Here is a 12,701-nt window from a genome sequence, read left to right on the forward strand (position 1 = left end):
GACATACAGCACCACGGTAGCCGCCAGCATGAAGGTTATCGCTACGCTGATCTTGATGTCCGACACACCAAGAATGCCGTAGCGGAACGCGTTGACCATGTGCAGCACCGGGTTCGCCAGCGACACGGTCTGCCAGAACGGTGGCAACAGGGTGATAGAGTAGAACACACCGCCCAGGTACGTCAGGGGAGTGAGCACGAACGTCGGGATGATCGAGATATCGTCGAAGTTGCGTGCGAACACGGCGTTGATGAAGCCCAGCAGCGAGAAGATGGTCGCCGTCAGGAGCACCACCAGCAGGGTAATGCCCAGGTGATGCACCTGCAGATGGGTGAAGAACAGCGACAACAGGGTCACGATGATGCCTACCATCAAGCCACGCAGCACGCCGCCCACCACGTAGCCGGTGAGAATGATGTGCGGCGACACTGGGGACACCATCAGCTCTTCAATGGAACGCTGGAATTTGCTGCCGAAGAAACTCGACACCACGTTGCCGTAGGAGTTGGTGATCACCGACATCATGATCAAGCCCGGCACGATGTACTCCATGTAGGAGAAACCGCCCATGCCGCCGATCTGCCGGCCGATCAGGTTACCGAAAATCACGAAATACAGGACCATGGTGATGGCCGGGGGCAGCAGGGTCTGGGGCCAGATGCGCATGAAACGGCGCACCTCGCGGTAGACGATGGTGTTCAGCGCCACCCAGTTGGCTTTCACTTCGAAACTCATACGGCCACCTTCGCCAGATTTTTCTCCACCAGGGACACGAACAGCTCCTCCAGCCGGTTGGTTTTATTGCGCAGGCTCAGCACCTCGACCTGCTTCAAGGCCAGTTGGCCGAACAGCGCGGTGATGCCCACCTGCTTGTCCACCTGCACTTCCAAGGTGTGGGCGTCGATCAGCCGACAGGGGTAACCGTCCAGCACTGGCGCTTGCGCCAGGTCGGACTTGAGGTCCAACAGGAAGGTTTCCACGTGCAGGGTACCCAGCAGCTTGCGCATGCTGGTGTTCTCGACAATGGTGCCGTGGTCGATGATGCCGATGTTGCGGCACAGCTGTTCAGCCTCTTCCAGGTAATGGGTGGTGAGGATGATGGTGGTGCCTTGCTGGTTCAGCTCGGTCAGGAAGCTCCACATCGAACGGCGCAGCTCAATGTCCACCCCGGCGGTGGGTTCGTCGAGGATCAGCAGGCGCGGGTTGTGGATCAGTGCCCGGGCAATCATCAATCGACGCTTCATGCCGCCGGACAACGACCGCGACGGCACGTCACGCTTGTCCCACAGCCCCAATTGGGTCAGGTACTGCTCGGTACGTTCCCTGGCGATACGCGGCGCAATACCGTAGTAGCCCGCTTGCGTGACGACGATGTCGAAGGTTTTCTCGAACTGGTTGAAGTTGAACTCCTGGGGCACCACGCCGATGGAGCGCTTGAGCGCCGCCGGGTCACGGTCCAGGTCGTGACCGAAGATGTTCACCGTACCGCTGGTCTTGTTGACCAGGGTCGAGAGAATCCCGATGGTGGTGGACTTGCCGGCCCCGTTAGGGCCAAGCAAGGCAAAGAAATCGCCTTCGGCCACGTCCAGGTCAATGCCCTTGAGGGCCTGGAAACCGTTGCCGTAGGTCTTGGTCAGCTGCCGGATGGACAGAGCAGAACTCATAGATAAACCATGCACCGAATAAGAAATAAAAAGAAATGATCAACCCGGATACAGACGTCCGCGACTGTCACAACGTGCGGCGGGCATGACCAATGGTGCGTGCCCGCAACGCACAAGTACAGTGATGGACATTGATAATGACTATCAGGTCAACGCGGTCATGACCGCCTTGCGGTATGCGGGGCGCTGCTTCAGGCGCTCGTACCAGGCTTCCAGGTGGGGCATGGGCGCCCGCTCGATGGGCAACTCGAACCAGGCGTAGATGAACGGCCCCAGGACGAAGTCACCCATGCCCAACGCCTCCCCCGACAGGTAAGGCTGGTTCGCCAGGGCCTGGTCGGCCACGGCAAGCACCTCGGTGCACGCCGTGTGGGCGGCGTTGATCTGCGCCCAGTCCTGGCGCTCGGGCGGCGTGCGCAGCAGGCCCCAGAACAATGGTTTGAAGGGGTCGGCCAAGGTCGAGGTGGTCCAGTCCATCCACTTGTCGGCTCCGGCACGTACAGCCGGATCGGCTGCATACCAGCCAGCGTCAACGCCATAACGGGCGCACAGGTAACGCACGATGGCGTTGGATTCCCACAGCACCAGGTCACCGTCTTCCAGCATCGGCACCCGGCCATTGGGGTTCTTGCTGCGGTAGTCCGGCTCGTCCACCAGGCCAAAGGCACCGCCGGCGTCGATGGCCTGATACGGCAGTTGCAACTCTTCGGCGCACCACAGCACCTTGCGGACGTTGGACGAGTTCTTGCGCCCCCACACCTTGAGCATTGCCTGTCTCCCTGCTGAATAGTCAGAGGAGTCTACTACCGTGCCGGGAATTGGGGGCGGGTTGGGCGTGGATTTTTTGCGCGTTCACGGCCACGAAACCCGCTGCAACGAACTACCCGACAGCACCGGGGTCACTTATCAGGCAAGCGGCTAAGCTGTTGCAGTGCGTCGCCGCGTCATCATGGAGGACTGAATATGCTGTTGTTGTGGATCGTGGTACTGATCATTGGCAGTGCCTGGCTGGCCCATCGCCGTGTGCCGCCGCTGCCGGCCATGGGCATCATTGCCGTGTACCTGTTGGCCATGGGCATGTTCAGCCGTGCCCCGGGCTGGCTGCTGGCCATTTTCTGGATACTGCTGGTGGCGGGCGCCCTGCCCTTGCTGCTGCCCGATCTGCGCCGCAAGCTGTTCACGGCTCCCCTGTTCAACTGGTTCCAGCGCACGTTGCCGCCCATGTCCCAAACTGAGCGCGAGGCCATCGATGCCGGCACCGTATGGTGGGACGGCCAGCTGTTCAGCGGCCGGCCTGACTGGCATACCCTGCTGGGCTACCCCAAGGCGCAACTGACGGCAGAGGAACAAGCCTTTATCGACGGCCCTACTGAGGCACTGTGCGCCATGGTCAGCGACTGGCAGATTGGCCAGGACCTGGACCTGCCGCCCGCTGCCTGGGCGCATATAAAGGAACACGGCTTCTTTGCCCTGATCATTCCCAAGGAATTCGGCGGCAAGGGCTTTTCCGCCTATGCCCACTCCCAGGTGGCCATGAAACTGGCCACCCGCAGCGGCGACCTGGCCTCCACGGTCATGGTCCCCAACTCCCTGGGCCCTGCCGAATTGCTGCTGCACTACGGCACCGACGAGCAGCGTAATCACTACCTGCCACGCCTGGCCCGTGGCGACGACATTCCGTGTTTTGCCCTGACCGGCCCACTGGCCGGCTCGGACGCGGGCGCCATGCCCGACACCGGGGTTATCTGCAAGGGCCAGTGGCAAGGCGAGGAAGTGCTGGGCCTGCGCCTGAACTGGGAAAAGCGCTACATCACCCTGGGCCCGGTGGCCACCCTGCTGGGCCTGGCGTTCAAGGCCTACGACCCTGAGCACCTGCTGGGCAACGAGGAAGACCTGGGCATTACCCTGGCGCTTATCCCCACCGACACACCCGGTGTGAACATTGGCCGCCGCCACCTGCCCCTGGGCGCGGCCTTCATGAACGGCCCCAACTCCGGCAAGGATGTGTTCGTGCCCCTTAGCTACCTGATCGGTGGCGAAGCGATGCTGGGCAAGGGCTGGATGATGCTGATGAACTGCCTGTCGGTGGGCCGTTCGATCTCGCTGCCGGCCGTGGGCACCGGCGCGGCCAAGTACACCAGCCTCGTCACCGGCCAGTACACCCAGGTTCGCGAGCAATTCAATGTGCCGCTGTCGGCCTTCGAGGGCATCCAGGCGGCGATGGCTCGCATAGGCGGCAACGCCTGGATGATGGACGCGGCGCGCATGCTCACCGCCAACGCGGTGGACCTGGGGGAAAAGCCTTCCGTGCTGTCGGCCATCCTCAAGTACCACCTGACCGAGCGCGGCCGCGAATGCATCAGCCACGCCATGGACGTGCATGGCGGCAAGGGCATCATCATGGGGCCCAACAACTACCTGGGCCGCAGCTGGCAGGGTGCGCCCATCTTCATCACCGTGGAAGGCGCCAACATTCTTTCGCGCAACCTGATGATCTTTGGCCAGGGCGCCATTCGCTGCCATCCGTTCGTGCTCAAGGAGATGGCCCTGGCCGCCCGCGAGGACAAGGCCCAGGCGCTGGTGGAGTTCGACGCCGTGCTGCTCAAGCACATCGGTTTTGCCGTCAGCAACGCCGCCAGCACCTTTGTCCTCAACCTGGGCCTGGGCCACTTCGAACATGCCCCCGGGGATAGCCTGAGCCAGGGTTACTTCCGCGCGCTCAACCGCCAGGCCGCCGCGTTTGCCCTGCTGGCCGACCTGAGCATGATGCTGCTGGGCGGCGAACTGAAACGCCGCGAACGCCTGTCGGCGCGCCTGGGCGACGTGCTCAGCAACCTGTACCTGAGTTCTGCCGCCCTCAAGCGCTACCACGACCTTAATTCCCCCGAGCACTTGCAACCCCTGCTGTGCTGGGCCATGGAAGAAAGCCTGGGCCAGGCCGAGCGCGCGCTGGACGAACTGCTGAGGAATTTCCCCAGCCGTGCACTGGGTGGCCTGATGCGCCTGGTGGTGTTCCCCTTTGGCCGTCGCCACACGGGGCCGTCCGACCGCCTGGACGCCGAAGTGGCAGCGATCATCGGCCGCGCCAAAGGCGACCCCACCCTGGAAGAATTGCTGGCTGGCTGCTATCGCCCGCACGGCGAGGACGATCCGGTGGGCGCACTGCAAGTGGCGTACGACCTGTTGGCCGCCAGCCACCCGCTGCAGAAGAAAATGCACACGGCCTTCAAGGCCGGCCAATTCACCCCGGCGCCGGAACAAACCTTGATCGATGCCGCCCTTGATGCCGGCGTGCTGCAGGCAGGCGAAGCGCAAACCCTGCGCAAGGCCGAGGCTGCGAGGCGCCGGGTGATCGACGTGGATGATTTCGACAAACAGGAACTCACCGCCAGCGAAGGCCGCGTCCGCTGACGCTACAGACACACTTCCTCCCGGGCGCGTATACTCCCGCGCCCGTTTTGCTCAAGAGGACCCTCAACATGGCCACCCCTTATATCGACCACCAGCTTGTGCTGCTCGATCACCTGCGCGGCATCCTGGTTGCCCTGGGTGAAGCCGAACAGGTTCCCGAAGAAAGTCACGAGCTGTTCCTGGAGCGCTACGACGAACTACGCCTGGAGTTGCCCATCGACCCGGTTGCCAGTGCCTACCTGGGCCAGGACTTGATGTGCCAGATCATCCAGCGCTACCCGCAGATCGCCCACCTGATCCCGCGTGACCTGCTGTGGTTCTTCGGCGGTGACTGTCTGCACTACATGCCTGATGATGAAATTGACCTGTACCAGGCCCTGGAAGAGCGTCGTTTCGAAGCCGAGGAGAACGAAGAGCCGTTCGACTGGAACCAGGAAAAGCACTTGCTGGCACTGTCGCTGCAGGACGACAGCAAGCATTGATTTGACTGGGTACGAAAAAGCCGCTCGATGAGCGGCTTTTTTGTGTCTGTTGCAACGTCCATGGGCGGATAGCGGCAGTGTTTATAGCGCACACAAAAACGCCGCTCAGTGAGCGGCGTTCTTGATGAATTTGGAGCGGGAAACGAGACTCGAACTCGCGACCCCGACCTTGGCAAGGTCGTGCTCTACCAACTGAGCTATTCCCGCAGAAAGATAACGTACCAATTAGCTATCTTGTTGAAATCATTGATTTTTATCAACGTTTCGATGGGACAGATTTTGAATCCATTCGAAGCTTTTGGCAAGCCCTTTTCAAAAAAAAAGTGATTTTTTTCACAGACTTACCACAACTGGCTGCACGTCGCCCTTGTAGCTGATGCCAAACTGCACTGGCCCTATGCCCCGCCGAGCATCTTCAGTGGCCGTCAGCGCCAGCGCAGCTTGGCGGCAGTGCCTACACGAAAGTTTTTCACAGCTCAAACAAAAACGCCGCTCAATGAGCGGCGTTCTTGATAAATATGGAGCGGGAAACGAGACTCGAACTCGCGACCCCGACCTTGGCAAGGTCGTGCTCTACCAACTGAGCTATTCCCGCAAATGGCGTCCCCTAGGGGACTCGAACCCCTGTTACCGCCGTGAAAGGGCGGTGTCCTAGGCCACTAGACGAAGGGGACACGCTGCCCGGAACACATGGTGTGTGTTTCGGTGCCCAGAGCCGCATCCGAAGACTGGGTTCTGGTTTCACTCAGCCTCGCTCGAAAGCAAGACCGTTTAAAAATGGAGCGGGAAACGAGACTCGAACTCGCGACCCCGACCTTGGCAAGGTCGTGCTCTACCAACTGAGCTATTCCCGCATTGGCGTCCCCTAGGGGACTCGAACCCCTGTTACCGCCGTGAAAGGGCGGTGTCCTAGGCCACTAGACGAAGGGGACACGCTACAACTTCACTCCCTGCTGGCGTTTCGCTGTGTGCTTTACGCTGCAAGTGGCGCGCATTCTAGGGGTGGTTTGAGAAGTCGTCAACCCCCAATGATAAATTTATTTAAATCAATGACTTCCCTGCCGATAACCTCACTGAGCAGCGCTGTCAGGCCCAGTGCGACTGCCCTGCAAGGCAATAGCCACTATCCGGTCTGAGGCGAAGCCACTACACTCAAATGGAAGACAACCCGACGAGGCTTACACGGTGACACCACTTCTGATCACCCTGCTTATAGTAGCGGGCATCGTTATATTGATCGCCATCGGTTACCTGAACAATGTGGTGGAGAACAACAAGCTGGAAAAGACCAAGCTCAAGCATGAGCTGGCCGACCGCTTGCGCCGCTGCGGCGAAATCACCGAAACTTTCCCTGGGCAACTGATGACCCCTGCGCTGAAGCTGTTGCTGACGCGCCTGGAGCTCAACCTCAACCAGCGCATTCTGTCCCAGGATAAAAGCAACGCCGCGGTCAAGGCGCGCCTGGGTGAACTGGAAGCGGAAATCGCCAAGGGCGAAAGCATCTCGGTGAACAACCCGCCGGCGCCCATCCAGACCGAAGTGAAGGCCAAGGACGTTCGCTTTCTATTGGAAGCCCTGCACAGCCAGGTAACCCGCGCCGCCCAAGACGGCTTCCTGCCCGCCAACGAGGCGAAACACTGGATTCGCGAGATTCGCCACATCCTGGTGCTGCTGCACATTGAGTTCTTCAATAATCTGGGCCAGGCCGCCTTGCAGGCCGAACAGCCTGGCCAGGCGCGCCTGGCGTTCGAGCGTGGCGTGCAGTACCTGCGCAAACAGCCGGAACCGGCGGTTTACCAGGAGCAGCTCAAGTACATGGAGAAACTGCTCGCCCGCGCCAACGCCCAGGTGCTGGACAGCACTGCGCCTACCGAGGACGATCAGAACGAATTGACTGAAGGGCTGAAAGAAGTCGAGCCCGAATGGAAGAAGAAAGTCATTTACGACTGATCCCCCCGCAGGAGCCGCCGCAAGGCTGCGAAAAGGTCTGCAGGACCTTGGCGGTGTCATGCCGATCGAGGGCACGCTGTGCGCCTTCGCGGCCTGGCGGCAGCTCCCCTCGGCCTGTATGAAATGTATTCCAGCGCAGGTCAGGCAAGACGAAACAGGCGAGGAACGGCCGGGGTCGCGCTCCACTTTACCGGTTGTCAATGGAGCATTGCGAGCCTGTTTCCAGCGCAGCATGGCCGAGCTGGGATGCATTTCATACAGCGCCTAACAAAGCAGGTGCCGCCGCCGGCTCAGCAATCAGTGGAGCGCAGGAAGATTTCCACCATCTTTTCCATCCCCAACTGGTCCGCTTCGCTGAAGCGTGCCAGTTTCGGGCTGTCCAGGTCCAGCACCCCAATCAGGCGCCCTTCCTTGACCAATGGAATCACCAACTCGCTGTTCGAAGCACTGTCGCAGGCAATGTGGCCGGGGAAGGCGTGCACGTCTTCCACGCGTTGGGTCTGTCGAGTGGCCGCAGCGGCGCCGCACACGCCCTTGGAAAACGGGATGCGCACACAGGCCACCTGACCCTGGAACGGGCCCAGCACCAGCTCTTCGTCGCGGTTGATATAAAAGCCCGCCCAGTTCAGGTCATCCACATAGTTGTAGAGGAACGCCGAGAACTGCGAGGCGTTGGCAATGAAGTCACGCTCGTCGGCGAGCAGCGACTCCAGTTGCGCCGTCAGCATCGCGTAGCCTTCGAGGCCCTGGCCGGTGCTGTTCAAATCAATCATTGCGGTTGCTCCAGTAATTTGAGACCCACCCAGTAGCGGGCGAATTGGTAGGCACAACGGCCGTTGCGGTTGCCTCGGCCGGTTGCCCAGCGCGCGGCCAGGATGTCCAGCTCCTCGGTCCGCTGCCAGACGAGGCCGGCCTGGGCGGCAAAGTGGCCAACCCAGTGCTCGACCACGTCGAGAAAATGCTCCTGGTTGAACGGGTAGAACGACAGCCACAGGCCGAAACGATCCGACAGCGCAATCTTGTCCTCCACCGCCTCGCTGGGGTGGATCTCGCCATCGATGTTCTGCCAGTGAGCGTTGTCACTCTCCTTCTCCGGCACCAGGTGCCGGCGGTTGGACGTGGCGTACAGCAGCACATTGTCTGGCGCCGACTCCAGCGAGCCGTCCAGCACACTTTTCAGGATACGGTAATCGCCCTCCCCTGACTCGAACGACAAATCGTCGCAGAACAGCACGAAGCGCTGGGGCAAGTGCATCAGTTGCTCCACCACTCGCGCAAGGTCCGCCAGGTGATCACGCTCGATCTCGATCAGGCGCAAGCCCTGCCCGGCATGTTCGGCCAGCAAGGCGCGCACCAGCGACGACTTGCCCGTGCCCCGCGAGCCCCACAGTAGCGCATGGTTGGCCGGCAGCCCCTGGAGAAACTGGCGAGTGTTGGCGCCCAGTTGGTCACGCTGGCGGTCCACACCGATCAGGTCGGTCAAGCGGGTGTCCAGGCTGACTTGCAACGGCATCAAATAGCCACTGCGCCCGTCGCGCTGCCACCGCGCCGCCAGGCACTGGGCCCAGTCGATGTGCGGGCGGATGGCCGGCAACAGGGGTTCCAGACGCGCCAGCACCGACTCGGCACGCTGCAGAAAAGCATCCAATCGCGAGTCCATGACTTCTCCTTTTGGCAATTCACAGTAAAAGCCGCCGACGCGCTGTCGATATAGTCACATGACACCGCCGATCAGGACGCCACATCAGCTATGCTTGCCCAGCGCGCACGGAACGAAACATTGGCCCGGACTATATGGATATAAAGTTTACCCATCGACTGTCGTACAAACAGGCTCGACTGACAGTAGTGGTCGGCTTCATCATCGGGACATTGCTCAGCATTGTGCAGATCGGCATCGATTATGCCAGCGTTGACGAGGCCATCAACCGCGAGATGGTTTCGCTGCTCGAGATCAGTCACAACCCGGCATCGCGTGTGGCCTACAACATTGACAGCGAGTTGGCCAAGGAGCTCACCGCCGGGCTGCTGCATTCCGAGGCCATTGTCGGCGCACGCCTGTCCGACAACAACGGCAGTGTGCTGGCCGACGTCAGCCGTCCGCGCACAGAAAGCCGCTACCGCTTCATCAGCGACTTCCTGTTCGGTGAACGGCGCACCTACGACGACCCACTGTTCCTCAGCCATATGCCCAGCGAGCGCTTGGGCACGCTGCACCTGGACGTCGACACACTGGCCTTTGGCATGCGTTTCCTGCGCCGCGCCGAGATCACCCTGTTTTCCGGTTTCCTGCGCAGCCTGCTGCTGGCCGCGATCATGCTGGGGATGTTCTACACCATGCTGACCAAACCGCTGGTGCGGGTCATCAGCGCGCTGAGCAATTCCAACCCCCACGCGGCCAAACCGACCAGGCTGGACTACCCGCCCGGTCACGAACATGACGAGATTGGCGTGCTGGTGCGCGCGGCCAACCAGCAGTTCGTCAGCATGAGCACCGAAATCCAGCAGCGCCGCACCGCCGAAAACCGCCTTACCGACTACCTGGGCGAACTGGAAAACATTGTCTCGGCGCGCACCACCGAGCTCAAGGCCAGCAACATCCGCCTGAGCCTGTCCAACGAAGAGCTGGAAAATGCCCGGCGCACCGCCCTGGACATGGCCCAGGCGCGCGCCGCGTTCCTGGCCAACATGAGCCACGAGATCCGTACCCCGCTCAACGGGCTGCTGGGCATGATCGCGCTGTCGCTGGACAGCCCGCTGACGGCCGAACAGCGCCAGCAACTGTCCATTGCCCACGACTCGGGCAAGGTGCTGGTCGAATTGCTCAACGATATTCTCGACCTGTCCAAGTTCGATGCCGGGCAACTGGAGCTCGAGCGCATACCGTTCGACCTGGGCGCACTGGTGGAAGACACCGCCAACCTGCTGTCGCAGAACGCCGCTCCCAGCGTGGAACTGGCCTGCCTGATCAACCCAAGCTTCCCGTCGATGGTACTGGGCGACCCTACCCGCGTGCGGCAAATCGTCAGCAACCTGCTGTCCAACGCCCTCAAGTTCACCCGTTTCGGCCGTGTCGACGTGCGCCTCAGCACCTACCCCGGCGGGGTTAGCATTGAAGTGTGCGACACCGGCATCGGCATCGCCCAGGAAGCCCAGGTCAAGATTTTCCAGCCATTCACCCAGGCCGGCGCCGGCATTACCCGCCAGTTTGGTGGCACCGGCCTGGGCCTGGCCCTGACCAACAACCTGTGCGAGGCCATGCAGGGGCGCCTGAGCATCAGCTCCGAAGCCGGCTTCGGCAGCCGCTTCAGCGCCGACCTGCCGCTGCCCACCCACACCCCGGCCATTGCGCCGGCGCCGCTCAAGGGCAAGGTCATTGCCATCAGCCCGGCCAGCAGCGGCCTGGCCGAATTGCTGGAAAGCCTGCTGCCCGACTGGGGGCTGGATTACCAGCGCTTGAGCACCGACGCCCCGCTGGAAGGGCTGAACCCCGACCTGCTTATCACCGACTGCCTGGACTGCCTGTTCGGCCTGCGCCCGGCCATCAGCGCACCGATCCTGCTGGTAACCGCCTACGGCAACTTCCTGCCAACCGAACAGGCCACGGCGCTCAGCCCACTGCAACAACAGGCTCGCCCCCTCGCCCGCAATGCCTTGTACCAGACCCTGCGACGCACCCTGCTGGGCGACGAGCCCAGTCATCAGCAGGCACTGGAGCGTGGCGAATCACCCCACCGGCGGGCGCGGATCCTGTTGGTGGAGGACAACCCGGTCAACCAGTTGGTGGCCAAGGGCATGCTCAGCAAGCTGGGGTGCGAGGTCACGGTGGCCGCCCACGGTGGCGAGGCCCTGGCCGCACTGGAAGACAAGGAATACGACCTGGTGCTGATGGACTGCAACATGCCGGTCATGGACGGCTACGAGGCCAGCCGGCGTATTCGCCAGAGCGGCCGCTGGCCGCAATTGCCCATCGTTGCCCTGACCGCCAACGCCATGCCCGAGGAACGCGAGCGTTGCCGGGCGGCGGGCATGAGCGATTACCTGGCCAAGCCCTTCCGGCGCGAAGAGCTGATCACCCTGATCGACCACTGGATACCGCTTAATCTCGCGCCGTAAGTTGCCCCAGCAAATGCTCCAGCCCTTGCTGCAAGGGCTGGAGCTGGTTGAGGTCAATACCACTGGCGCAAATCAGCCGCTCGCGCAACTGCGCAGCCTGCTCACGCAACGCCCGGCCTTCGGGGCTCAGGCTCACGTGCACTTCACGCTCGTCGTGCAAGGCGCGGCGGCGCACCACCAGGCCCATCTGTTCGATGCGCTTGAGCAGTGGCGTCAGGGTGCCCGAGTCCAGCATCAGTCGCTCGCCCAAGGCCTTGACGGTGGGCTGCTCGGGCGCCGTCACCTGCCACTCCCACAACACCAGCATCGCCAGGTACTGCGGGTAGGTCAGGCCCAGCGCGTCGAGCATCGGCTTATAGCCGCGGGTCACCGCCCGTGAAGCGGCGTACAGCTTGAAACACAGCTGGTCGTCCAGCAACAGGCCGGTCATTTGAGCAACGCTGCAATCTCGCTGTCCAGCGCCTGGGGTTTGGTGGTGGGGCCAAAGCGCTTGACCAGCTTGCCGTCCTTGCCGATGAGGAACTTGGTGAAGTTCCACTTGATGCCCTGGGAGCCCAGCAGGCCCGGCGCACGTTTCTTCAACTGCACGAACAGCGGGTGAGCCTCGGCGCCGTTGACGTCAATCTTCTTGAACAGTGGAAAGGTCACGCCGAAATTGAGCTCGCAGAACTGCGAGATCTCGCCCTCGTTACCCGGCTCCTGATGGCCGAACTGGTTGCAGGGGAAGCCCAGCACCACCAGCCCCTGGTCCTTGTAGTCCTGCCACAGTTTCTCCAGGCCCTTGTATTGGGGCGTGAAGCCGCACTTGCTGGCGGTATTGACCACCAGGATGGCCTTGCCCTCGAAGTCGGCCAGGGTCTTCTGCTGGCCGGTGATGGTGGTGCAGGGAATATTCAGCAACGCGTCGCTCATGGCAGGTCCTCCGTGGGATGAAGGATAACCATAGCGTGCAATTGAATTGCATACAATCTAATAAACCATTTTACCCACGCACTTTGTGGGAGTGGGCCCTGCCCGCGAAAAGCACACAGCGCCCTAACTACATCACGCGGTGTCTATTTCGCGGGCAGAGCCCGCC

The 12,701-nt window shown here is 61.7% G+C and carries 11 protein-coding genes and 5 tRNA genes; 4 read left to right on the plus strand and 12 right to left on the minus strand.

Translation table 11 applies throughout. From position 1 onward, the window contains the following. From PMM47T1_RS15445 to PMM47T1_RS15455, 3 genes are all read right to left on the minus strand, one after another. Window positions 1-735 (minus strand): ABC transporter permease (locus PMM47T1_RS15445; protein ID WP_008370448.1); only part of this gene is annotated, 735 nt, incomplete at its 3' end. After that, a complete protein-coding gene (locus PMM47T1_RS15450) occupies window positions 732-1,664 on the minus strand; it encodes an ABC transporter ATP-binding protein (RefSeq protein WP_008370449.1) in 933 nt (310 codons plus the stop codon). The genes PMM47T1_RS15450 and PMM47T1_RS15445, both read right to left, overlap by 4 nt. 144 nt (window positions 1,665-1,808) lie before the next feature. Next, on the minus strand, window positions 1,809-2,432 hold the full coding sequence (locus PMM47T1_RS15455) for a glutathione S-transferase family protein (RefSeq protein WP_008370450.1): 624 nt from the start codon (window positions 2,430-2,432) through the stop codon (window positions 1,809-1,811). A 195-nt stretch (window positions 2,433-2,627) separates the two neighbouring features. Here PMM47T1_RS15455 and PMM47T1_RS15460 point away from each other — a divergent pair, with 195 nt between their 5' ends. Then, window positions 2,628-5,075 (plus strand): acyl-CoA dehydrogenase, encoded by a 2,448-nt coding sequence (locus PMM47T1_RS15460; RefSeq protein ID WP_008370452.1) that lies wholly within the window; start codon window positions 2,628-2,630, stop codon window positions 5,073-5,075. Between the two features lie 68 nt (window positions 5,076-5,143). Further along, entirely contained in the window at window positions 5,144-5,557 is a 414-nt protein-coding gene (locus tag PMM47T1_RS15465) for a PA2817 family protein (RefSeq protein WP_008370454.1), read from the plus strand. 131 nt (window positions 5,558-5,688) lie between these two features. Here PMM47T1_RS15465 and PMM47T1_RS15470 read toward each other — a convergent pair. The 5 genes from PMM47T1_RS15470 to PMM47T1_RS15490 form a co-directional block, all read right to left on the minus strand. Further along, window positions 5,689-5,764: transfer RNA gene (locus PMM47T1_RS15470), tRNA-Gly, on the minus strand. Between the two features lie 312 nt (window positions 5,765-6,076). Then, window positions 6,077-6,152 (minus strand) — tRNA-Gly (locus PMM47T1_RS15475). A gap of 3 nt (window positions 6,153-6,155) precedes the next feature. Then, window positions 6,156-6,231: transfer RNA gene (locus tag PMM47T1_RS15480), tRNA-Glu, on the minus strand. A 104-nt stretch (window positions 6,232-6,335) separates the two neighbouring features. Then, window positions 6,336-6,411 (minus strand) — tRNA-Gly (locus tag PMM47T1_RS15485). Window positions 6,412-6,413: 2 nt separating this feature from the next. Next, window positions 6,414-6,489 (minus strand) — tRNA-Glu (locus tag PMM47T1_RS15490). Between the two features lie 253 nt (window positions 6,490-6,742). On the opposite strand from PMM47T1_RS15490, the gene PMM47T1_RS15495 reads away from it, so the two are divergent. Beyond that, window positions 6,743-7,507, plus strand: a complete 765-nt coding sequence (locus PMM47T1_RS15495) for a hypothetical protein (protein WP_008370456.1) — start codon at window positions 6,743-6,745, stop codon at window positions 7,505-7,507. A gap of 290 nt (window positions 7,508-7,797) precedes the next feature. On the opposite strand, the gene PMM47T1_RS15500 is transcribed toward PMM47T1_RS15495, so the two are convergent. After that, complete coding sequence (locus PMM47T1_RS15500) at window positions 7,798-8,280, minus strand: GAF domain-containing protein (protein ID WP_008370459.1); 483 nt, start codon at window positions 8,278-8,280, stop codon at window positions 7,798-7,800. Beyond that, entirely contained in the window at window positions 8,277-9,167 is an 891-nt protein-coding gene (locus PMM47T1_RS15505; RefSeq protein WP_008370461.1) for an ATP-binding protein, read from the minus strand. Before PMM47T1_RS15505 ends, PMM47T1_RS15500 begins: the two co-directional genes overlap by 4 nt. A gap of 134 nt (window positions 9,168-9,301) precedes the next feature. On the opposite strand from PMM47T1_RS15505, the gene PMM47T1_RS15510 reads away from it, so the two are divergent. After that, complete coding sequence (locus PMM47T1_RS15510) at window positions 9,302-11,623, plus strand: response regulator (RefSeq protein ID WP_043301138.1); 2,322 nt, start codon at window positions 9,302-9,304, stop codon at window positions 11,621-11,623. Here the strand turns inward: PMM47T1_RS15510 and PMM47T1_RS15515 are convergent. Both PMM47T1_RS15515 and PMM47T1_RS15520 read right to left on the minus strand, forming a co-directional pair. After that, window positions 11,607-12,053, minus strand: coding sequence for a MarR family winged helix-turn-helix transcriptional regulator (locus PMM47T1_RS15515; RefSeq protein ID WP_008370465.1), 447 nt, complete (start codon window positions 12,051-12,053; stop codon window positions 11,607-11,609). The genes PMM47T1_RS15510 and PMM47T1_RS15515 overlap by 17 nt on opposite strands. Next, window positions 12,050-12,535, minus strand: a complete 486-nt coding sequence (locus PMM47T1_RS15520) for a glutathione peroxidase (protein ID WP_008370467.1) — start codon at window positions 12,533-12,535, stop codon at window positions 12,050-12,052. Before PMM47T1_RS15520 ends, PMM47T1_RS15515 begins: the two co-directional genes overlap by 4 nt. Window positions 12,536-12,701: the final 166 nt, after the last annotated feature.

The organism is Pseudomonas sp. M47T1 (genome assembly GCF_000263855.1).
Lineage (GTDB): Bacteria > Pseudomonadota > Gammaproteobacteria > Pseudomonadales > Pseudomonadaceae > Aquipseudomonas.